Consider the following 21,753-nt stretch of genomic DNA (forward strand, 5'->3'; position numbering starts at 1 on the left):
GGGAAGGAGCAGGGCGTCGGCGGCGCGACGCCCTTGATGGACGAACTTACTGACGATAGGTTTCGAGGAAGCGACCGAGTTTACCCACGGCCATTTCCAGTTCGTCGACGCGCGGCAGGGTGACGATGCGCACGTGGTCAGGATACGGCCAGTTGAACGCCGAGCCTTGAACCAGCAGGACTTTTTGCTGTAACAGCAGATCCAGCACCATCTTCTGGTCATCGTGAATATTAAAACGCTTGGCGTCGATTTTAGGGAACATGTACAGCGCGCCTTTCGGCTTGACGCAGGAGACCCCCGGGATCTGATTGATCAACTCCCAGGCTCTGTCCCGCTGTTCATACAGGCGACCGCCCGGCTGAATAAACTCGCTGATACTTTGGTAGCCGCCCAGCGCGGTTTGAATGGCGTGCTGCATCGGCACGTTGGCGCACAGGCGCATCGACGCCAGCATTTCCAAACCTTCGATATAGCCTTTGGCGTGTTTTTTCGGCCCGTTCAGCACCATCCAGCCCTGACGGAAACCCGCCACGCGGTAGGTTTTCGACAGGCCGTTAAAGGTAACGGTCAACAAGTCCGGCGCCAGCGAAGCGATAGAAATGTGCTCGGCGTCGTCATACAGAATCTTGTCGTAGATTTCATCAGAGAAGATGATCAGGTTGTGCTCGCGAGCTATCTTGACGATCTCCAGCAGCAGCTCTTTGCTATAAACCGCGCCCGTCGGGTTGTTCGGGTTGATGATCACAATCCCGCGAGTGCGCGGGGTGATTTTGGCGCGAATGTCGTCGAGGTCCGGGAACCAGTCTGCTCCTTCGTCGCAAAGATAGTGCACGGCATTACCGCCGGACAGCGAAACTGCGGCGGTCCACAGTGGGTAATCAGGAGCCGGAACCAGCATTTCGTCGCCGGTGTTCAACAGCGCCTGCATTGATTGCACGATCAGTTCAGACACGCCGTTGCCGATATAGATATCTTCAACGGTGATATCACGCATTTCGCGCGCCTGATAATGCTGCATGATGGCTTTACGGGCAGAAAAAAGGCCTTTCGAGTCACAGTAACCCTGAGCGGTCGGTAAGTTTCGGATAACGTCGACCAGAATCTCATCAGGCGCGTCAAAACCGAACGGGGCAGGGTTGCCGATGTTCAGTTTGAGGACCTTATTACCTTCTTCTTCCAGACGTTTTGCTTCTTTGAGTACCGGGCCGCGAATGTCGTAGCAGACGTTGTCCAGTTTGCGGGATTTTTCAATCGGGGACATGTAATGGTGAGCCTTTTATGTAAAGCCTGTTCTTCCTTGGCGCCAATGCCGTGGAACAAAGCGAAGCAGCCAATTTACTCTCACTCAGACCTCTTTTGAAGGGCAGTGCCCAGCTTTGGTGCAAAACATTACTCACCCTGTGGTTAGTGAAGTAAGTAGAGGCGTTGTATTTTTAACGTGGAGTTAAACACTACATTTTCACTTTTTTCTAGATGGATGCTCTGTGTGGATGCACTTACTGCCCATAGGCGTAATGCAGGGAGTACAGAAAGAGCCATTAATGCTCAAAGATCACTTTGTAAGTCACCGGATAATAAGAGAAATTTAAAAAATTGAACTGAGTTGGGTTCTTAGGTGTCTCTTTAGTGTATAAAAGATATCCTAATAGACCTCAATGTATTGTTTACTGAGACTGGATAAATTAACAGAGCTGATTCGCATTTTCTGCCAATGCTTTTGTCAGTACTCTGTAAGTTCAGCTAACGAATATATTTCTATTGAGATACAAACTTCATTCTAAAATTTGTGGGAAAATTCTTAAGGTTGGTTTAACTCATTAGACCCATACAAAGTATGTCTTCGAGTGTGAATCAATGAATTTATTGAATTATATTTCTTTAGGTCAAATACATTAATTAATAATGCTTATATTTCTGTGTGAGTTTAATGCGGTTTTTCCCCGCAGGGCTTGCTGTCTGCGGCTCTGTGACGCAATAAAAACTCTCAGATAAATATGACTAAAAAATCTCAATTTAGTTGTTCTAATCATTTTTATTAATTTAGGTTGAGCAGATAATTGGTCATTTAGAGCATAAAAAAGGGAATTGTTCCTATAAAATGGATTCGTATTGCAGAAATATTTCTCATTTCCGCTTATCTAATGAGTGAGTATGCGTCATATCTGGTATTCTGCATTTTGCGGGAACTTTGCCGCATCAATCAGGGTAGCTTGTTATTAGATTTTAAAAGTGAAGAAAAACTATGACAAATGCAAATCGTCCAATCCTCAATCTTGACCTTGATCTGCTGAGGACTTTTGTTGCAGTTGCTGATTTAAATACGTTTGCCGCAGCCGCAGCCGCCGTATGCCGTACACAATCAGCCGTCAGTCAACAAATGCAGCGTCTCGAACAACTGGTAGGTAAAGAGCTGTTTGCCAGACACGGACGTAATAAGTTATTGACCGAACACGGTATTCAACTGCTTGGCTATGCTCGGAAAATTCTGCGCTTCAACGATGAAGCCTGTACCTCCCTTATGTACAGCAATGTACAGGGTGGCATCACCATTGGCGCATCAGACGACACTGCTGACACCATATTGCCGTTTTTGCTGAGCCGGGTGACATCGATTTATCCCAAGTTATCTATCGACGTCAGAGTACAGCGTAGTCCGTTTATGCTGTCTATGCTCGAAAATGAAGAAATTGACTTAGCGATCACCACGGTGACCAGCACCGATCATCCGCATATTGTGTTGCGTACATCGCCAACGCTTTGGTATTGCTCCGCTGACTTCTCATACCCGTCTGGCGACAGCGTGCCCTTAGTTGTGCTCGATGAACCTAGCCCTTACCGTACCATGGCAATCGATTACCTGAACCAAGCCGGTATTCCATGGCGTATTGCTTACGTGGCTTCTACGCTGTCTGCCATTCGTGCGGCGGTAAGAGCAGGTTTAGGGGTGACGGCACGGCCAATTGAGATGATGAGTCCTGAACTGCGCGTTTTGGGCGAGCAGGAAGGCCTACCGCGCCTGCCTGACACTCAGTACGTGCTGTATAAGAACTCACACAGTGAAAACGAGTTAGCGATGGCGATTTTTAATGCTGTGGAGCAGGGGAATGACCCTTACTCTTTGAGCGCCTATGCTCAAAGCTCAGTGGCTGACGATGACCGCAGCGTGGTTGCCGAGCCTAAACTCTAAGCAGATCTTCTGCGCCACTTTACCCCCACCCCTGAAGCTTATCGGGGATGGGGGGTAAAGTGTTGTGCTTATAAAGAGGTAGTCAAAGTAACCAAAATAAAGGCTTTGTCGAATTTTTTAATGCTGATGCGTATTTTTCTCGCTAAACCTCAGCACTCCCCTGCCAGAATGCCTCTCTTTTCTTCGATCCAGAAAGCCTAAAAACGCGCTAAAACGCCTCTGTTTTCGATCCTAATCCTTAGCGAAAAACTGCTTTGGAATTTAAGTTTTTCAAAAAAAGTTGTTAAATCGCTGCGCTTTTTACCATCAAACTTGCCCAAACTGTGTCCTGGATCAAAAAAATAACCTTGTTTAGTGAGTGGAAGAAACGCTTATTCCTGCGACAATGCTATTGTTTGGCTCGAAGCATTAAATCCCGAGAACATGCCTTTGTTCTATCAAACTATTTTACTGACTCGATTTAGCACATCGACGTCGCATGATATGTTAATAAAATGATAAGCATGTAAATTAATGTGGAGATACTTTTGTCTAAGTTGACAAAAGGTTATAGAAAGGAGTAAAAAGCCCACAGTAAATCACTGGCTTAAACCGTTTATAAGCCGTGAAACGGTGTGGTTATTAATCCTTCCCTTGAATCGATGTGGTGTGCAAGCTGCCGTTAAAGAGCAGATGCAATTGCGCCGCTTTTGATGAGTAAGCTAAGAGTATGTCAACAACCACTGAAGTTATCGCTCAACACTGGGCGTTCGCGGTATTTCTGATCGTCGCAATAGGTCTTTGTTGCCTCATGTTACTGGGTGCAGCGTTCCTTGGCGGGAGAGCCAGAGCGCGATACAAAAACACGCCTTTCGAATCTGGTATCGCATCCGTGGGTACCGCCCGCATGCGTCTTTCCGCCAAATTCTATCTAGTCGCGATGTTTTTCGTCATTTTCGACGTGGAAGCCCTGTATCTCTATGCATGGTCAACCTCTATCCGTGAAAGCGGGTGGGTCGGGTTCGTCGAAGCCGCCATTTTCATTTTAGTCCTGTTAGCCGGTCTGTTTTATCTAGTGCGTATTGGCGCATTGGACTGGACACCAACACGTTCGAAAGGACCTGTTAAACCGAGCCCAGCGATTAACACCAACAGTCATCCGCAGTAAGTAATAGCGAGGCAATAAGATGGACTATACGCTCACCCGCATAGACCCGGACGGTGAGAACGACCGTTACCCCCTGCAAAAGCAAGAGATCGTCGGTGATCCTCTGCAAGAACAGGTAAAGCGCAGCGTCTTCATGGGGAACCTCGAAGAGGCGATGCATGGGATGGTGAACTGGGGTCGCAAAAACTCCCTTTGGCCGTATAACTTCGGCCTTTCGTGCTGCTACGTTGAAATGGTGACGTCGTTTACTGCGGTACACGACGTTGCTCGTTTTGGTGCTGAAGTTCTCCGTGCTTCTCCGCGCCAGGCCGATTTCATGGTAGTAGCAGGAACCTGTTTTACCAAGATGGCCCCGGTTATTCAGCGTTTGTATGACCAAATGCTTGAGCCGAAATGGGTTATCTCGATGGGCGCATGTGCCAACTCCGGTGGTATGTACGACATCTACTCCGTGGTTCAGGGTGTAGATAAGTTCTTACCGGTTGATGTGTATATCCCAGGTTGCCCGCCGCGCCCGGAAGCTTACATGCAGGCCCTGTTACTGCTGCAAGAATCTATCGGCAAAGAACGTCGCCCGCTGTCGTGGGTTGTTGGGGATCAGGGCGTTTACCGCGCGAATATGCAATCTGAGAAAGAGCGTAAACGCGCAGAGCGTATCGCCGTGACGAATCTGAAGTCTCCTGACGAGATTTAACACTGCGGTCTGAGAGTCAACCCTGAGGGGCGGTTGGTAGCGATACACCCCCTTACGGCATAAATGACCATTTAGTGTGGTGAAAATAAAATGACAGATTTGACGACGCAAGACACCGCTCAGCCAGCATGGCAAACCCGAGATCATCTTGATGATCCGGTCATCGGCGAATTGCGTAACCGTTTTGGGCCTGAGGCCTTTACTGTTCAACCGACCCGTACCGGCATACCCGTGGTGTGGATCAAGCGCGAACAGATACTGGAAGCGATCACCTTTTTACGAAAACAGCCAAAGCCTTATGTCATGCTGTTCGACCTGCATGGCGTAGATGAGCGTTTACGTACTCACCGCGACGGTTTACCGGCCGCGGATTTTTCCGTTTTCTATCACCTGATTTCCGTTGAGCGTAATCGCGACATTATGCTTAAGGTGGCGTTGTCAGAAAACGACCTGCACCTTCCGACCATCACCAAGGTGTTCCCGAACGCCAACTGGTATGAGCGCGAAACGTGGGAAATGTTCGGTATTACCTTCGACGGCCACCCGCACCTGACGCGCATCATGATGCCTCAGACGTGGGAAGGGCACCCGCTGCGTAAAGACTATCCGGCCCGTGCTACCGAATTCGATCCTTTCGAGCTGACTAAGCAGAAAGAAGATCTGGAGATGGAGTCACTGACTTTCAAGCCTGAAGACTGGGGCATGAAGCGCGGTACCGAAAACGAGGACTTCATGTTCCTCAACCTCGGTCCAAACCACCCGTCTGCGCACGGTGCGTTCCGCATCATCTTGCAGCTTGATGGCGAAGAGATTGTCGACTGCGTGCCGGACGTGGGTTACCACCACCGTGGTGCGGAAAAAATGGGCGAGCGCCAGTCATGGCACAGCTACATTCCGTACACCGACCGTATCGAATACCTCGGCGGCTGCGTTAACGAAATGCCTTACGTGCTGGCCGTTGAGAAACTGGCAGGCATTACCGTAGGCGACCGCGTTAACACCATCCGCGTGATGCTGTCTGAACTGTTCCGTATCAACAGTCACCTGTTGTACATCAGTACGTTCATTCAGGACGTCGGTGCGATGACCCCGGTATTCTTCGCGTTCACCGACCGTCAGAAAATTTACGATCTGATCGAAGCTATTACCGGCTTCCGTATGCACCCGGCCTGGTTCCGTATCGGCGGTGTTGCACACGACCTGCCGAAAGGCTGGGAACGTCTGCTGCGCGAATTCCTCGACTGGATGCCTGCTCGTCTGGACTCTTATGTTAAAGCTGCCCTGAAAAACACCATTCTGATTGGTCGTTCGAAAGGCGTTGCGGCTTACAACGCGGAAGACGCGTTGGCATGGGGTACCACGGGTGCAGGTCTGCGCGCTACCGGTATTGATTTCGATGTGCGTAAATGGCGTCCATATTCTGGTTACGAAAACTTCGACTTTGAAGTGCCAGTGGGCGACGGCGTCAGCGACTGCTACTCGCGCGTGATGCTGAAAGTAGAAGAGCTGCGTCAGAGTCTGCGCATTCTGGAACAGTGCTACGCCAATATGCCAGCAGGCCCGTTCAAGGCCGATCACCCGCTGACCACGCCGCCACCGAAAGAACGCACGCTGCAGCATATCGAGACGCTGATCACGCACTTCCTGCAAGTGTCTTGGGGTCCTGTCATGCCTGCGCAAGAATCTTTCCAGATGATTGAAGCGACCAAGGGGATCAACAGCTACTACCTGACGAGCGACGGCAGCACCATGAGCTACCGTACCCGCGTTCGTACGCCTAGCTTCCCGCATTTGCAGCAGATCCCGTCAGTTATCCGTGGCAGCCTGGTATCCGATTTGATCGTCTACCTGGGCAGTATCGATTTTGTAATGTCAGATGTGGACCGCTAACGATGACAGATATCAATAAAGACTCAGAGGTTCAGTACATCAACGTCTCCGAGCCGACCGCAAAACCTGCTGCGTTCGAGCTTAACGACGCTGAGCGTGAAGCGATTGAGCACGAAAAACATCACTACGAAGATGCCCGCGCGGTCTCTATCGAAGCGTTGAAAATCGTGCAAAAACACCGTGGCTGGGTGCCAGATGGTGCCATTTACGCGATCGCTGAAATCCTCGATATTCCTGCCAGTGACGTTGAAGGTGTGGCAACGTTTTATAGCCAAATCTTCCGCCAGCCGGTGGGCCGCCACGTGATTCGCTATTGTGACAGCGTGGTGTGCCACATCACCGGTTATCAAGGCATTCAGGCGGCAATCGAAGAACAGCTGCACATCAAGCCGGGCCAAACGACTGAAGATGGTCGCTTCACCCTGCTGCCGACCTGCTGTTTGGGTAACTGTGACAAAGGCCCGACGATGATGATCGACGAGGACACTCACAGCTACCTGAAGCCGGAAAACATTGGTGAATTATTGGAGCGTTACTCATGACATTCCAGGGATTTACGCCAAAACAGATTATCCGCACGCCAGAGATGCATCCGCTGACCTGGCGTATGCGCGATGACAAGCAGCCGGTTTTCCTCGACGAATACCGTAGCAAAAATGGCTACGCCGGTGCTGAGAAAGCGCTGAAAGGTATGGCTCAGGATGACGTGGTCACGCTAGTCAAAGACGCAGGTCTGAAAGGCCGCGGCGGCGCAGGCTTCTCCACCGGTTTAAAGTGGAGCCTGATGCCGAAAGACGAAAGCATGAATATCCGCTATCTGCTTTGTAACGCCGATGAGATGGAACCGGGCACTTATAAAGACCGTATGCTGATGGAGCAAATGCCACACCTGCTGGTGGAAGGCATGCTGATCGCCGCATTCGCGTTGAAAGCCTACCGTGGTTACATCTTCCTGCGCGGCGAGTACATCGAAGCAGCAGTGAACTTGCGTAAAGCCATTGAAGAAGCCAAAGCCGCTGGGTTCCTGGGGAAAAACATCCTCGGTACCGGTTTTGACTTTGAACTTGTGGTGCACACCGGCGCAGGGCGTTACATCTGTGGTGAAGAAACCGCGCTGATTAACTCCCTTGAAGGCCGCCGTGCTAACCCGCGTTCCAAACCACCTTTCCCAGCATCGTCTGGCGTATGGGGCAAGCCAACTTGTGTCAACAACGTTGAAACCCTGTGCAACGTGCCGGCTATCGTTGAGCACGGCGTGGATTGGTACAAAGGTATTTCCGCAGGCAAAAGTAATGATGCCGGTACCAAAATGATGGGCTTCTCCGGTCGAGTGAAAAATCCGGGCGTTTGGGAGCTGCCGTTTGGTATCACCGCACGTGAAATCCTCGAAGATTATGCCGGTGGCATGCGCGATGGTCTGAAATTCAAAGCCTGGCAACCGGGTGGGGCAGGGACGGACTTCCTGACCGGCGACCACCTCGACCTGCCAATGGATTTCGAAAGCATCGGCAAAGCGGGTAGCCGTATGGGTACTGCGCTGGCAATGGCCGTTGACCACGAAATTGGCATGGTTTCCCTGGTGCGTAACCTGGAAGAGTTCTTCGCTCGTGAATCTTGCGGCTGGTGTACGCCATGCCGTGACGGTTTGCCGTGGAGCGTTAAGATCCTCCGCGCGCTGGAACGTGGCGAAGGCCAACCGGGCGATATCGAAACGCTCGAGCAGCTTTGCCGCCAGCTTGGTCCGGGCAAAACCTTCTGCGCACACGCGCCGGGTGCCGTGGAGCCACTGCAGAGTGCGATTAAATATTTCCGGGACGAGTTTGAGGCGGGCATCGCCAAGCAGCATTACAGCAATGCGCGGGCGATTGGCGGTATTCAGCCAAACAACCTGCTGAAACAGCGCTGGTAGTGAAGGCACCAAGCGGCGGACGTGAGCCCGCTGCGCGCGAAATCCCAGAACAAGGGACGCGCTGTCGAACGATATACGCCAACCCGGCAAGAATTTTTGATTAACGCCCGCTGAAAGGTGGGCCACGTGGAAGCATGCTGACTATGGCTACGATTCATGTAGACGGCAAAGAATACGATGTAAATGGAGCGGACAACCTGTTGCAGGCTTGCCTCTCTCTTGGCCTCGATATTCCTTATTTTTGCTGGCATCCGGCGCTGGGAAGCGTCGGCGCTTGCCGCCAATGTGCGGTTAAGCAATACCAAAACGCGGAAGATACGCGCGGTCGTTTGGTGATGTCTTGTATGACACCGGCATCCGATGGCACGTTTATCTCCATCAATGACGGCGAAGCCAAAGAGTTCCGTGAGAGCGTGGTTGAGTGGTTGATGACTAACCACCCACACGACTGTCCGGTGTGTGAAGAGGGCGGCAACTGCCACTTGCAGGATATGACGGTCATGACCGGTCATAGCATGCGTCGCTATCGCTTCACCAAACGTACTCATAACAACCAAGATCTCGGCCCGTTCATCTCTCACGAAATGAACCGCTGTATCGCTTGCTACCGTTGTGTCCGTTACTACAAGGACTACGCGGATGGTAAAGACTTGGGCGTTTACGGCGCACATGACAACGTCTACTTCGGTCGCCCGGAAGATGGCCCGCTGGAAAGCGAGTTCTCCGGTAACCTGGTAGAAGTCTGCCCGACCGGCGTGTTCACCGACAAAACGCACTCTGAGCGTTATAACCGTAAATGGGACATGCAGTTTGCGCCAAGCATCTGCCAACAGTGTTCCGTCGGCTGTAACACCAGCCCGGGTGAGCGCTATGGCGAACTGCGTCGTATCGAAAACCGTTATAACGGCACCGTGAACCACTACTTCCTCTGCGACCGTGGTCGTTTCGGTTATGGCTATGTCAACGCCAAAGACCGTCCGAAGAAACCACAGCAGCTGCGTGGCAACGACTGGATCGAACTGAACGCTGAACAAGCGATGCAGGGCGCGGCAGATATTCTGCGTCAGTCGAAAAAAGCCATCGGTATTGGTTCTCCGCGCGCAAGCCTCGAAAGCAACTTCGCGCTGCGCGAGCTAGTCGGCGCAGAGAACTTCTACACCGGTATCAACGCAGCCGAACAAGGCCGCCTTGAGCTGATGCTCAACGTTCTGCGCAACAGCGGCGTTCACACGCCAGCCCTGCGTGAAATCGAAGACTACGACGCCGTACTGGTGCTGGGTGAAGATTTGACCCAAACCGGCGCGCGCATTGCCTTGTCTGTTCGTCAGGCAGTAAAAGGCAAAGCTCGCGCAATGGCTGCGGCACAGCGCGTTGCCGACTGGCAAATCGCGGCGGTACAGAACATCGGTCAGCACGCTAAGCACCCGCTGTTCATCACCAACGTTGATAACACCAAGCTCGATGACATCGCGGCATACAACTACCGCGCGCCGGTAGATGAGCAAGCCCGCTTCGGCTTCGCTATCGCCCACGGGTTGGACGAGTCTGCTCCGGCTGTCACCGACCTGGCTGAAGGCCTCGACAAGAAAATCGACGTGATCGTGCAGGCATTGGCCGGTGCACGTAAACCGCTGATCATTACCGGCAGCAATGCGGGTAGCGACGCCATCATCGAAGCGGCAGCCAACGTGGCGAAAGCTTTGAAAGTGCGCGGCAGCGATGTAGGTATCACCTTCGTCGCGACTTCTTCTAACAGCATCGGTCTGTCAATGATTGGCGGCGGTACTTTGGACGCCGCGCTCGAACTGTTGGCTAACGGCGGCGCAGACAGCGCAATCGTGATGGAAAATGACCTTTACCGTCAGGCGCCAGAAGCCAAAGTTGATGCAGCATTAGCTAAAGTTGAAAACCTGCTGGTTGTTGACCATCAGCGTACCCGCATCATGGACAAAGCGACGCTTATCCTGCCTGCGGCCAGCTTCGCAGAAAGTGACGGTACCGTGGTTAACCAGGAAGGCCGCGCCCAGCGCTTCTTCCAGGTTTATGACCCGGCTTATTACGACACTTCTGTTGCGATGCTTGAAAGCTGGCGTTGGATGCACTCGCTGCACTCAACCCTTAACAGCCGTCACGTTGACTGGACTCAGTTAGACCACGTGATCGAAGCCTGCGTCGCCGCTCTGCCACAGCTGAAAGGCATGGTTGAAGCTGCACCAAACGCCAGCTTCCGCATTCGCGGTCAGAAACTGGCGCGTTCTCCGCACCGTTCGAGTGGCCGTACTGCGATGCGCGCTAACATCAGCGTGCATGAACCACGTCAGCCGCAAGATAAAGACACCATGTTCGCCTTCTCCATGGAAGGGAACAACAACCCGTTAGCTGAACGTAATCAGGTGCCGTTTGCCTGGGCGCCGGGTTGGAACTCACCACAAGCCTGGAACAAGTTCCAGAGCGAAGTCGGTGGCAGTCTGCGTTTTGGCGATCCGGGCGTGCGTATGATTGAAGCAGGCGAGGGCAGCCTTGACTACTTCACCACCATTCCTGCGGCCTTCGCGGCGGAAAGCAACCAATGGCGCGTTGCTCCTTACTACCACCTGTTTGGTAGTGAAGAGATGAGCCAGCGTTCGCACGTGATCCAGCAGCGTATGCCACAGCCTTACGTGATGGTTAACCCAGCCGATGCGGCGCAGTTGGGCGTTAACGCCGGTGCTCAGGTGGAATTCACCTGCGGCGGCCAGACCCTGACTCTGCCAGTTCGTCTGAGCGAAACCTTGCATCAGGGACAGGTTGGTCTGCCACTGGGCTTGCCGGGAATTTCTCCGGTTCTGGTGGGCGCAACGGTTGAAAATCTGCGGGAGGCAACACGATGAGCTGGTTTACACCTGAAGTTGTTGAGGTGCTGATTGCGGTTCTGAAAGCCGTCGTGATCTTGCTGGTCGTGGTGGTGTGTGGCGCATTCATGAGCTTCGGCGAACGTCGTCTGCTCGGTCTGTTCCAGAACCGTTACGGACCGAACCGTGTTGGCTGGGGCGGCTCTTTGCAGCTCGTTGCTGACATGATCAAAATGTTCTTTAAAGAAGACTGGGTTCCGCGTTTCACCGACCGCGCGATCTTCACTTTGGCGCCAATGATTGCGTTCAGCTCAATGCTGATCTCTTTCGCTATCGTGCCAGTGAGCTCAACGTGGTTCGCCGCCGACCTGAACATCGGCATCCTGTTCTTCCTGATGATGGCGGGTTTGACCGTCTACGCCGTGCTGTTCGCTGGCTGGTCCAGTAACAACAAATACTCCCTGTTGGGGGCAATGCGTGCGTCGGCCCAGACCCTGAGCTACGAAGTGTTCCTCGGCCTGTCTCTGATGGGCGTGGTAGCACAGGCGGGTTCCTTCAATATGCAGGACATCGTTAACTCACAGGCCCACATGTGGAACATCATTCCGCAGTTCTTCGGCTTTGTGACCTTCGCGATTGCCGGCGTTGCGGTATGTCACCGTCACCCATTCGACCAACCGGAAGCTGAGCAAGAGCTGGCCGACGGTTACCACATTGAATATTCCGGTATGAAATTCGGTCTGTTCTTCGTGGGCGAATATATCGGTATCGTTACCGTGTCAGCGCTGATTGTGACGCTGTTCTTCGGTGGCTGGCAGGGTCCATTCTTGCCGCCGTTTATCTGGTTTGCGCTGAAAACCGCTTTCTTCATGGTGATGTTCATTTTGATCCGTGCTGCTTTGCCGCGTCCCCGCTACGACCAGGTGATGTCTTTCGGCTGGAAAGTTTGCCTGCCGTTGACCTTACTTAACCTGTTGGCGACCGCTGCGGTCATCTTGTACAACGCGCAATAAGGGGTGATTTAGCCATGACATTGAAAGAGATAGTTGTCGGGTTCGGCACCCAGGTTCGCAGCTTGTGGATGATAGGCATGCATGCCTTCGCCAAGCGCGAAACCCAGATGTACCCGGAAGAGAAAGTTAACGTCCCTGCGCGCTATCGTGGACGTATCGTGCTGACGCGCGATCCGGACGGCGAAGAGCGTTGCGTTGCTTGTAACCTGTGTGCGGTAGCCTGTCCAGTAGGCTGTATTTCGCTGCAAAAAGCTGAACATAAAGACGGTCGTTGGTATCCGGAGTTCTTCCGCATCAACTTCTCGCGCTGCATTTTCTGCGGTTTGTGTGAAGAAGCTTGCCCGACTACGGCCATTCAGTTGACGCCGGACTTTGAACTCGGTGAGTTCAAACGTCAGGATCTGGTGTATGAGAAAGAAGATCTGTTGATCTCGGGTCCGGGTAAATATCCGGAATATAACTTCTACCGGATGGCCGGTATGGCAGTTGACGGCAAGTCGAAAGGCGAAGCTGAAAACGAAGCCAAACCGATCAACGTCAAAGGTCTGTTGCCTTAAGGAGCCGCAAGCATGGAATTTGCATTTTACATTGCAGCCGTGGTGGCCGTGTTGGCGACGTTGCGTGTTATCACGCACACCAACCCGGTTCACGCATTGCTGTATCTGATCGTCTCGCTTCTGGCGATCGCCGCGGTGTTCTTCTCGCTGGGCGCGTACTTCGCCGGTGCGTTGGAAATCATCGTTTATGCCGGTGCCATTATGGTGCTGTTCGTGTTCGTGGTGATGATGCTGAACTTGGGCAATGTCGAAGAACAAGAACGTGCATGGCTGAAACCGGCGACCTGGATTGGGCCTTCCATCCTGTCGCTGGTCCTGCTGGGCGTGATGATCACCTCGATTCTTGGTCTGCACACTCACGGCATCGAAGGCACCATGGTAGACGCGAAGGCAGTAGGCATCGCGCTGTTTGGCCCTTACGTTCTGGCGGTTGAATTGGCATCTATGTTGCTGCTCGCCGGTTTGGTTGTTGCCTTCCACATTGGCCGCGAAAGCAAGCCGGGCGAAGTGTTCGGTGACGCACCAGCGACCACTGAGATGGCGAAAAGAAAAACGGAGGAGAGAGCATGATCCCTCTACAGCATGGCCTGATCCTGGCCGCAATTCTGTTTGTTTTGGGGCTGACCGGGCTGCTTGTCCGTCGCAACCTGCTGTTTATGCTGATCAGTCTGGAAGTGATGATCAACGCAGCGGCGTTGGCGTTCATCGTGGCTGGGAGCTATTGGGGGCAAGCTGATGGTCAGGTGATGTACATCCTGGCAATCAGTCTGGCAGCGGCTGAGGCCAGTATCGGTCTGGCGTTGCTGTTGCAACTCTATCGCCGTCGCCACACCCTGAATATCGACACTGTCAGTGAGATGCGCGGATGAACCTATTATATTTAACAATTCTGTTCCCGCTGATTGGCTTCGTTCTGCTGGCCTTCTCACGCGGTCGCTGGTCTGAGAATACTTCCGCCACCGTAGGTGTGGGTTCTATTGGTCTGGCTGCGCTGACGACCCTATATGTCGGTATTGATTTCATGACCCAGCGCGCTGCTGGCCATGAAGTTTTCAACCAGAACCTGTGGAACTGGATGCAAGTGGGCGACTTCAACATCGCCGCTACCCTGACGCTGGATGGCTTGTCGATGACCATGCTGTCCGTGGTGACCGGCGTTGGCTTCTTCATCCACATGTTCGCGTCTTGGTACATGCGCGGTGAAGAGGGCTACTCGCGCTTCTTCGCTTACACCAACCTGTTTATCGCCAGCATGGTGATTCTGGTACTGGCAGATAATCTGTTGCTGATGTACCTCGGTTGGGAAGGCGTGGGCCTGTGCAGCTACTTGCTGATCGGTTTCTACTACACCCACCCAGCCAACGGCGCTGCTGCGATGAAAGCTTTCATCGTGACCCGCGTTGGTGACGTGTTCTTAGCCTTCGCACTGTTCATCCTGTACCGCGAACTGGGTACGCTGAACTTCCGCGAGCTGATGGTACTGGCTCCGCAGAAACTGGCCGTTGGCGACACCGCTATCACTTGGGCGACGCTGATGTTGCTCGGTGGGGCAGTGGGTAAATCTGCACAGCTTCCGCTGCAAACCTGGTTGGCTGACGCCATGGCTGGTCCAACGCCGGTATCTGCGTTGATCCACGCCGCGACCATGGTTACCGCCGGTGTTTACCTGATTGCACGTACTCATGGCCTGTTCCTGATGGCGCCTGAAGTGCTGCACCTGGTAGGTATTGTTGGCGCAGTGACGCTGGTTCTGGCAGGTTTTGCCGCACTGGTTCAGACCGACATCAAACGCGTTCTCGCTTACTCCACCATGAGCCAGATTGGCTACATGTTCTTGGCATTGGGCGTGCAGGCGTGGGATGCCGCCATCTTCCACCTGATGACGCACGCGTTCTTCAAAGCGCTGCTGTTCCTTTCGTCTGGTTCGGTCATTTTGGCCTGCCACCACGAACAGAACATCTTTAAGATGGGTGGCCTGCGTAAATCGATTCCTCTGGTGTATGTCTGCTTCCTGGTCGGTGGTGCAGCCCTATCTGCCTTGCCACTTATCACTGCGGGCTTCTTCAGTAAAGATGAAATTCTGGCGGGTGCATGGGCAAACGGCCATCTCAATCTGATGATTGCAGGTCTGGTCGGGGCGTTTATGACTTCCCTATATACCTTCCGCATGATCTTCATCGTGTTCCACGGCGAAGAGAAGATTAAAGCGCATGCGGGCAAAGGCATTACTCACCATCTGCCACTGCTGGTGCTGTTGGTATTGTCCACCTTCATCGGTGCGATGATCGTGCCACCGTTGAAAGGCGTACTGCCTGAGACGACTGAGCTGGCGCACGGCAGTGTACTGACCCTGGAAATCACCTCGGGCGTTGTGGCGATTGTTGGCATCTTGCTGGCAGCCGCGCTGTACCTTGGCAAACGCTCACTGGTAAACAGCATCGCGAAAAGCGCCATTGGCCGCTTCTTCACGGTCTGGTGGTTCCACGCGTGGGGCTTCGACTGGTTATACGACATGATTTTCGTCAAGCCGTATCTGGCCATCGCTAAGCTGCTGCAACGTGATCCACTGAATTCACTGATGAATCTGCCTGCTGTGTTCTCCCGTTTGGGGAACCGTGGCTTGACGCTAAGTGAAAACGGTCAGACACGCTGGTATGTCGCGTCCATGGGTTTGGGAGCAGTGGTTGTTTTGGCACTGTTGCTGATTCTTTAAGAACAGATAGTACGAACAAATAGGGACACAAAACGCCATGCTACTTCCTTGGCTAATTCTTATCCCCTTTATCGGCGGGCTGCTGTGTTGGCAGACTGAGCGTTTCGGCAGCAAAGTACCGCGCTGGATTGCGCTGATCTCGATGGGGTTGACCTTAGCACTGTCCCTGCAACTGTGGTTGCAGGGTGGTTATTCATTAACTAGCCCGACCGGCATTCCACAATGGCAGTCAGAGTTCTCTGTGCCGTGGATCCCGCGCTTTGGTATCAGCTTCCACTTGGCATTGGACGGCCTGTCCTTGCTGATGGTGGTGCTGACCGGGTTACTCGGCGTCTTGGCTATCCTCTGTTCATGGCGTGAAATCCAGAAGTATCAGGGTTTCTTCCACCTGAACTTGCTGTGGATCCTCGGCGGCGTGATCGGCGTGTTCTTGGCAATCGACATGTTCCTGTTCTTCTTCTTCTGGGAAATGATGTTGGTGCCGATGTACTTCCTGATTGCCTTATGGGGACACAAAGCGTCAGACGGTAAAACACGTATCAGCGCAGCAACCAAGTTCTTCATCTATACCCAGTCCAGCGGTCTGGTGATGTTGATTGCAATCCTCGGTCTGGTCTTCGTGCACTACAACGCGACCGGCACCTGGACCTTCAACTACGCTGACTTGCTGAAGACTCCGATGTCGCACAACGTTGAATACCTGCTGATGCTGGGCTTCTTCATCGCCTTCGCGGTGAAAATGCCGGTCGTGCCATTGCACGGCTGGTTGCCAGATGCACACAGTCAGGCACCAACGGCGGGTTCTGTTGACTTGGCAGGTATCTTGCTGAAAACCGCAGCCTACGGCATGTTGCGCTTCATGTTGCCATTCTTCCCGAATGCGTCGCATGAGTTCGCGCCAATCGCTATGTGGCTGGGCGTTATCGGTATCTTCTACGGTGCGTGGATGGCGTTCTCTCAGACCGATATCAAACGTCTGATTGCTTACACCTCTGTTTCGCATATGGGCTTTGTACTGATTGCTATCTTCACCGGCAGCCAACTGGCTTACCAGGGCGCTGTGATTCAGATGATTGCTCACGGCCTGTCTGCGGCAGGTATGTTCATCATCTGCGGCCAGTTATACGAGCGTCTGCATACCCGCGACATGCGTCTGATGGGCGGACTGTGGGGGCGGATTAAGTACCTGCCTGCGCTGTCGCTGTTCTTCGCAGTGGCAACACTGGGTATGCCGGGCACCGGTAACTTCGTCGGTGAATTCATGATCCTATTTGGCAGCTTCCCGATTGTTCCGGTGATCACTGTCATCTCGACCTTCGGTCTGGTCTTTGCTTCGGTTTACTCTTTGGTGATGATGCAGCGCGCTTACTACGGCAAAGCAAAATCAGAAGAGCCGCTGCAGGGCATGACCGCACGCGAACTGTCTATCATTCTGCTGTTAGTGGTACTGCTGGTGGCGCTGGGTGTTTATCCTCAGCCAATCCTCGATACCTCTAGCGCAGCGATGGCTAACGTGCAGCACTGGTTCGGATCATCAGTTTCAACAATTTCAACGACAAGGCCGTAACTCGCCATGACATTTACACTTCAAAATCTGATCGCACTGTTACCGCTGATGATCGTCGGATTGACAGTGGTGGTGGTGATGCTGTCCATTGCGTGGCGACGCGACCATTTCCTGAATGCCACACTGACAGTTATCGGTCTGAACGTGGCTCTGCTTTCCCTCTACTATGTAGGGCAGGTCGGGCCGCAGGACGTCACTCCACTGCTTCGTGTTGACGGTTACTCAATGTTCTACATTGGGTTGGTATTGCTAGCGAGCTTGGCTACCAGCACCTTTGCCTATCCTTGGCTGGCCGGTTATCCGGACAACCGGGAAGAGTTCTACCTGTTGGTGCTGATTGCCGCACTGGGTGGCATTCTGCTGGCATGCTCTAACCATCTGGCGTCAATGTTCCTCGGAATCGAACTGATTTCGTTGCCACTGTTCGGCCTGATTGGTTATGCCTACCGTCAAAAACGCTCACTGGAAGCCAGCATCAAATACATGCTGCTGTCCGCTGCGGCGTCGTCATTCCTGCTGTTCGGCATGGCGTTGATCTACGCGCAGTCTGGTGATCTGAGCTTCGTGGCGCTGGGTAAAAACCTGGCCGACGGCGTGATGCTGCACCAGCCGCTGCTGCTGGCAGGTCTGGGCATGATGATTGTGGGTCTGGGCTTCAAACTGTCACTGGTTCCTTTCCACCTGTGGACACCAGACGTGTATCAGGGCGCGCCGGCTCCGGTTTCAACCTTCCTGGCCACTGCCAGCAAGATTGCTATCTTCGCCGTGGTTATGCGTCTGTTCCTGTACGCGCCGGTGGCCGACAGCGAAGCGATTCGCGTCGTGCTGGGCATCATCGCCTTCTGCTCGATTCTGGTCGGTAACCTGATGGCTATCAGCCAGAGCAACATCAAGCGCCTGTTGGGTTACTCCTCAATCGCGCACTTGGGTTACCTGCTGGTGGCACTGATTGCAGTACAGACTCACCAGCTGTCGATGGAAACCGTCGGGGTTTACTTGGCCGGTTATCTGTTCAGCAGCCTGGGTGCCTTCGGCGTGGTTAGCCTGATGTCTAGCCCGTACAAAGGTCCGGACGCAGAATCACTGTTCTCTTACCGTGGTCTGTTCTGGCACAAGCCAATCCTGTCTGCGGTAATGACCGTGATGATGCTGTCACTGGCCGGTATCCCAATGACCTTAGGCTTTATCGGTAAGTTCTACGTGATTGCGACCGGCGTGACCGCGCATCTGTGGTGGCTGACCGGTGCCGTGGTGGTGGGTTCGGCGATTGGTCTTTACTACTACCTGCGCGTGACCGTGAGCTTGTATCTGAGCGCACCTGACAAGCTGGTTCGCGATACGCCAAACAACTGGGCGTTGACTGCGGGTGGTGTGGTTGTGCTGATTTCGGCGATCTTGGTTCTGCTGCTCGGTATCTATCCACAGCCGCTGATCACGCTAGTTCAGATGGCGCAACCGCTGTTCTGATAGCCTGACGCAGTAGCAAAACTGAAAACCGCTCATTTCGATGGGCGGTTTTTTTATGGGCACTATTTGTACAATTCATTGCAATAGTGTGATGAAAATCACGTTTGTATGTACGTTCAACAATAAATTACATCGATATTGTGATCTAACCCATTCCATTATTTTTGCCGATGCGTAAACTGCGCGCTTGTTCAGAATCGCACAGGATTTACACATCATGAACGTATTGGTGATGATCGCCATTACTACCGGCATTCTCTCCGGCATCTGGGGCTGGGTGGCTATCAGTCTGGGACTGATTAGCTGGGCTGGCTTCCTCGGCTGCACGGCTTATTTCGCCTGCCCGAAGGGCGGGTTGCGCGGTCTGGTCATCAGCACGCTGACCTGCCTGAGTGGCGTGTTCTGGGCCGAAGTGATTATTGCTGGCAGCTCGCTGCGCCCTGAGTGGACGCTGCTGGGCTACATGCTCACCGGCGTGGTGGCCTTCCTGATGTGTATCCAAGCCTGGCAACAGTGGCTTGCCTTCGTGCCGGGGACTTTCATCGGCGCCTGTGCCACTTTCGCTGCCCAAGGCGACTGGCGTCAGGTGGTGTTATCCCTGCTGGTCGGCCTGCTGTTTGGCTATGCGATGAAAAATAGCGGCCTGTGGCTGGCGGAGCGTCGTGAAAAGCAGCGTGCTTCGGCTCAACAATTGGCGAGCGATAAGCCGCCATTCCCGCCGGTGACGCGGTCAGAAGGTTCTTAAAAGACCTGCGACAGCGGTTCTCTCCGTTTTTGATCCTGCGTTTATGGCAAATCTGCGCTAGGGTTAATGGGTATCGTGATAATCACAAAATAAGGAGATAACCATGTCGAACCAATTTGAACCGCAGCAGGCGTCACTGGACGATGATTTAAGAATGCTTTCCGAAACGCTGGAAGAGGTGCTGAAATCCTCCGGTGACAAAGCAGATGAAAAATATATCGAGATTAAAAGCCGCGCGGAGCAGGCGTTGGAAGAGGTAAAATCTCGCCTGAGCAACGGTGCGAACTCTTACTGCGCCAAGGCGCGTCAGGTGGCTGAGCAAACCGACAGCTACGTGCGCGAAAACCCGTGGCACGGCGTAGGTGCCGGTGCAGCCGTGGGTTTGGTGATCGGCTTATTGCTGCGTCGCTAAGCTAAGCTCGGCAATATCGTCCCAGAGGCAGCTTCGGCTGCCTCTCTGTTTTCTGCCTTATAACCCCTCTGAATGAGTCACTACCCCTTCATATCTATAGGCTCTGGCTCTGCCTTGATCTGCCGCATATTTTAAATCCCGCTAACGCCGCATAATTCACCCGTACTTGATCTAACCCGTTTTTTGATCCAGAAGGGCATTCTGCCTGACATCAAACCATTCGGATGCGGCTGAGGTGGCGGTGAAACAGATTTCAGCAATTCTTGACCAGTTGGATTCGGCGCTGTTGGGGAGTTTTCCCGACATGGCTGGCCTCCGGCAGTTCACTTATCGACTCCCTGAACAACCCCACGGCGGCATGCTGGAATGGCTCGACGCCCAGCCTTGTTACCCAAAATTCTACTGGCAGCAGCGCGACGACGCCGAAGAAGTGGTGCTGTGCGGCGACGCGGCAAACTTCGATGACATGCCTTCCGCCCAGCACTTCTTACAGCAATATCCGGACTTTCCTGAACTGCGCATTTGGGGGCTGAACGCCTTCAACGACGGCATGGGCGGCGCACAGGCCAGCCACGCGCTGTTTCTGCCGCGTATTGAAATCAGCCGTCGCGACGGCCAGTGCATTTTGCGTTGCCAGCTTTATAGCCCGGTTTCTCTGCGCGAAGAAGCCCATAGAGTGCGCGCCTTTCTCCGCACCTTGGTCAGCGCTCGCGCCTTACCGGCGCTGAAGTCTCAGGTGGTGCGCTACCAACATTTGCCCACTCAGCCGCAGTGGGCGCGGATGATCGACGCCGTGCTCAGGGGGATTAAGCATAACCAGTTCGACAAAGTGGTGCTGGCGCGCAAAACCACGCTGGCCCTCAGCCAGCCGCTGAATCCGGCCTCTTTTCTGGCCGCCAGCCGCGCGGTGAATCATCACTGTTACCACTTCATGCTAGCGTTTGCGCCGCAGCAGGCATTCCTCGGCTCCAGCCCTGAGCGGCTGTTCCTGCGCGAAAAGCGCCAACTCTTTACCGAAGCGCTGGCCGGAACCGTGGCCGCCGCCGATGACCATCAGCAGGCCCGCGCCCTTGGCCAGTGGCTGCTCAACGACCCTAAAAACCAGCGCGAAAATATGCTGGTGGTTGACGACATTTGCCAGCGATTGCAGGGCGGGGCGCGCTCTTTGGACGTGATGCCCGCCGAAATCCTTCGCCTGCGCAAAGTGCAGCATCTGCGCCGCAGTATTCAGGCCGTGCTGGCGAAGGCTGACGACGCCGACTGCCTGCAACGCCTGCAACCCACCGCCGCCGTGGCCGGCTTGCCGCGACAGGCCGCGCGAGAATTTATTGCTCGCCACGAACCTTTTGACCGCCAGTGGTACGCCGGTTCGGCGGGGTATCTCAGCCTGACGCGCAGCGAATTCACCGTGGCGCTGCGCTCAGCCGCCGTGAAGGGCAGCCAACTCGAGCTGTTTGCCGGGGCGGGAATTGTCGCCGGTTCAGACGCCGCGCAGGAGTGGCGGGAGATAGAAAATAAAGCCGCAGGGCTGCGCACCCTGTTAGACGAGGGGGCGCACTCGGCCGAGTCCGCCGGACAGCAGTACCATGAACTGCCTGCCGTTAGGGCGGGCTGAATCGGG

At 53.7% G+C, this 21,753-nt stretch carries 18 protein-coding genes; 17 read left to right on the plus strand and 1 reads right to left on the minus strand.

From position 1 onward, the window contains the following. Positions 1 to 46 precede the first annotated feature (46 nt). Complete coding sequence (locus SBO83_RS17780) at positions 47 to 1,261, minus strand: pyridoxal phosphate-dependent aminotransferase (RefSeq protein WP_353502769.1); 1,215 nt, start codon at positions 1,259 to 1,261, stop codon at positions 47 to 49. A gap of 981 nt (positions 1,262 to 2,242) precedes the next feature. Here SBO83_RS17780 and lrhA point away from each other — a divergent pair. The 17 genes from lrhA to menF all read left to right on the plus strand — a co-directional run bounded on the left by lrhA (position 2,243) and on the right by menF (position 21,747). Continuing rightward, entirely contained in the window at positions 2,243 to 3,187 is a 945-nt protein-coding gene (lrhA, locus tag SBO83_RS17785) for a transcriptional regulator LrhA (protein WP_353502768.1), read from the plus strand. A gap of 709 nt (positions 3,188 to 3,896) precedes the next feature. Further along, positions 3,897 to 4,334 (plus strand): NADH-quinone oxidoreductase subunit A, encoded by a 438-nt coding sequence (locus tag SBO83_RS17790; protein ID WP_396132412.1) that lies wholly within the window; start codon positions 3,897 to 3,899, stop codon positions 4,332 to 4,334. Positions 4,335 to 4,353: 19 nt separating this feature from the next. Further along, positions 4,354 to 5,028 (plus strand): NuoB/complex I 20 kDa subunit family protein, encoded by a 675-nt coding sequence (locus SBO83_RS17795; protein ID WP_140470293.1) that lies wholly within the window; start codon positions 4,354 to 4,356, stop codon positions 5,026 to 5,028. A gap of 90 nt (positions 5,029 to 5,118) precedes the next feature. Then, a complete protein-coding gene (gene nuoC, locus SBO83_RS17800; protein WP_396132413.1) occupies positions 5,119 to 6,918 on the plus strand; it encodes an NADH-quinone oxidoreductase subunit C/D in 1,800 nt (599 codons plus the stop codon). A gap of 2 nt (positions 6,919 to 6,920) precedes the next feature. Then, a complete protein-coding gene (gene nuoE, locus SBO83_RS17805; protein ID WP_154146995.1) occupies positions 6,921 to 7,460 on the plus strand; it encodes an NADH-quinone oxidoreductase subunit NuoE in 540 nt (179 codons plus the stop codon). After that, positions 7,457 to 8,827, plus strand: a complete 1,371-nt coding sequence (gene nuoF, locus SBO83_RS17810) for an NADH-quinone oxidoreductase subunit NuoF (RefSeq protein ID WP_396132414.1) — start codon at positions 7,457 to 7,459, stop codon at positions 8,825 to 8,827. The genes nuoE and nuoF overlap by 4 nt, the downstream gene beginning before the upstream one ends. Positions 8,828 to 8,970: 143 nt before the next feature. Next, entirely contained in the window at positions 8,971 to 11,697 is a 2,727-nt protein-coding gene (gene nuoG / locus SBO83_RS17815; protein WP_353502766.1) for an NADH-quinone oxidoreductase subunit NuoG, read from the plus strand. Beyond that, on the plus strand, positions 11,694 to 12,671 hold the full coding sequence (gene nuoH / locus SBO83_RS17820; protein ID WP_396132415.1) for an NADH-quinone oxidoreductase subunit NuoH: 978 nt from the start codon (positions 11,694 to 11,696) through the stop codon (positions 12,669 to 12,671). Before nuoG ends, nuoH begins: the two co-directional genes overlap by 4 nt. A 14-nt stretch (positions 12,672 to 12,685) precedes the next feature. Continuing rightward, positions 12,686 to 13,228, plus strand: coding sequence for an NADH-quinone oxidoreductase subunit NuoI (nuoI, locus tag SBO83_RS17825; RefSeq protein WP_034791754.1), 543 nt, complete (start codon positions 12,686 to 12,688; stop codon positions 13,226 to 13,228). 12 nt (positions 13,229 to 13,240) lie between these two features. Then, positions 13,241 to 13,798, plus strand: a complete 558-nt coding sequence (gene nuoJ / locus SBO83_RS17830; protein ID WP_353502765.1) for an NADH-quinone oxidoreductase subunit J — start codon at positions 13,241 to 13,243, stop codon at positions 13,796 to 13,798. Continuing rightward, a complete protein-coding gene (nuoK, locus tag SBO83_RS17835; protein WP_004936014.1) occupies positions 13,795 to 14,097 on the plus strand; it encodes an NADH-quinone oxidoreductase subunit NuoK in 303 nt (100 codons plus the stop codon). The genes nuoJ and nuoK overlap by 4 nt, the downstream gene beginning before the upstream one ends. Further along, positions 14,094 to 15,941, plus strand: coding sequence for an NADH-quinone oxidoreductase subunit L (gene nuoL / locus SBO83_RS17840; protein WP_154146993.1), 1,848 nt, complete (start codon positions 14,094 to 14,096; stop codon positions 15,939 to 15,941). Before nuoK ends, nuoL begins: the two co-directional genes overlap by 4 nt. A 37-nt stretch (positions 15,942 to 15,978) precedes the next feature. Then, the gene (gene nuoM / locus SBO83_RS17845) at positions 15,979 to 17,508 is read left to right on the plus strand and encodes an NADH-quinone oxidoreductase subunit M (protein ID WP_353502764.1); all 1,530 of its coding nucleotides are present in this window, start codon (positions 15,979 to 15,981) and stop codon (positions 17,506 to 17,508) included. 6 nt (positions 17,509 to 17,514) lie between these two features. After that, a complete protein-coding gene (gene nuoN, locus SBO83_RS17850; protein ID WP_396132416.1) occupies positions 17,515 to 18,975 on the plus strand; it encodes an NADH-quinone oxidoreductase subunit NuoN in 1,461 nt (486 codons plus the stop codon). 217 nt (positions 18,976 to 19,192) lie between these two features. Further along, positions 19,193 to 19,720 carry a DUF1097 family protein gene (locus SBO83_RS17855; protein WP_396132417.1) on the plus strand — a complete coding sequence of 176 codons (528 nt, stop codon included), beginning with the start codon at positions 19,193 to 19,195 and terminating at the stop codon, positions 19,718 to 19,720. Between the two features lie 103 nt (positions 19,721 to 19,823). After that, entirely contained in the window at positions 19,824 to 20,132 is a 309-nt protein-coding gene (gene elaB, locus SBO83_RS17860) for a stress response protein ElaB (protein WP_034791744.1), read from the plus strand. Between the two features lie 241 nt (positions 20,133 to 20,373). Further along, the gene (gene menF / locus SBO83_RS17865; protein WP_396132418.1) at positions 20,374 to 21,747 is read left to right on the plus strand and encodes an isochorismate synthase MenF; all 1,374 of its coding nucleotides are present in this window, start codon (positions 20,374 to 20,376) and stop codon (positions 21,745 to 21,747) included. Positions 21,748 to 21,753: the final 6 nt, after the last annotated feature.

Origin of the sequence: Ewingella allii, from assembly GCF_044430645.1 — a bacterium.
GTDB classification, from domain to species: Bacteria; Pseudomonadota; Gammaproteobacteria; order Enterobacterales; family Enterobacteriaceae; genus Ewingella; species Ewingella allii.

Bases quoted from the DNA above. Each gene is read 5' to 3' on its own strand.
- SBO83_RS17780 (WP_353502769.1), bottom strand. From the start codon at position 1,261: ATGTCCCCGATTGAAAAATCCCGCAAACTGGACAACGTCTGCTACGAC.
- lrhA (WP_353502768.1), top strand. From the start codon at position 2,243: ATGACAAATGCAAATCGTCCAATCCTCAATCTTGACCTTGATCTGCTG.
- SBO83_RS17790 (WP_396132412.1), top strand. From the start codon at position 3,897: ATGTCAACAACCACTGAAGTTATCGCTCAACACTGGGCGTTCGCGGTA.
- SBO83_RS17795 (WP_140470293.1), top strand. From the start codon at position 4,354: ATGGACTATACGCTCACCCGCATAGACCCGGACGGTGAGAACGACCGT.
- nuoC (WP_396132413.1), top strand. From the start codon at position 5,119: ATGACAGATTTGACGACGCAAGACACCGCTCAGCCAGCATGGCAAACC.
- nuoE (WP_154146995.1), top strand. From the start codon at position 6,921: ATGACAGATATCAATAAAGACTCAGAGGTTCAGTACATCAACGTCTCC.
- nuoF (WP_396132414.1), top strand. From the start codon at position 7,457: ATGACATTCCAGGGATTTACGCCAAAACAGATTATCCGCACGCCAGAG.
- nuoG (WP_353502766.1), top strand. From the start codon at position 8,971: ATGGCTACGATTCATGTAGACGGCAAAGAATACGATGTAAATGGAGCG.
- nuoH (WP_396132415.1), top strand. From the start codon at position 11,694: ATGAGCTGGTTTACACCTGAAGTTGTTGAGGTGCTGATTGCGGTTCTG.
- nuoI (WP_034791754.1), top strand. From the start codon at position 12,686: ATGACATTGAAAGAGATAGTTGTCGGGTTCGGCACCCAGGTTCGCAGC.
- nuoJ (WP_353502765.1), top strand. From the start codon at position 13,241: ATGGAATTTGCATTTTACATTGCAGCCGTGGTGGCCGTGTTGGCGACG.
- nuoK (WP_004936014.1), top strand. From the start codon at position 13,795: ATGATCCCTCTACAGCATGGCCTGATCCTGGCCGCAATTCTGTTTGTT.
- nuoL (WP_154146993.1), top strand. From the start codon at position 14,094: ATGAACCTATTATATTTAACAATTCTGTTCCCGCTGATTGGCTTCGTT.
- nuoM (WP_353502764.1), top strand. From the start codon at position 15,979: ATGCTACTTCCTTGGCTAATTCTTATCCCCTTTATCGGCGGGCTGCTG.
- nuoN (WP_396132416.1), top strand. From the start codon at position 17,515: ATGACATTTACACTTCAAAATCTGATCGCACTGTTACCGCTGATGATC.
- SBO83_RS17855 (WP_396132417.1), top strand. From the start codon at position 19,193: ATGAACGTATTGGTGATGATCGCCATTACTACCGGCATTCTCTCCGGC.
- elaB (WP_034791744.1), top strand. From the start codon at position 19,824: ATGTCGAACCAATTTGAACCGCAGCAGGCGTCACTGGACGATGATTTA.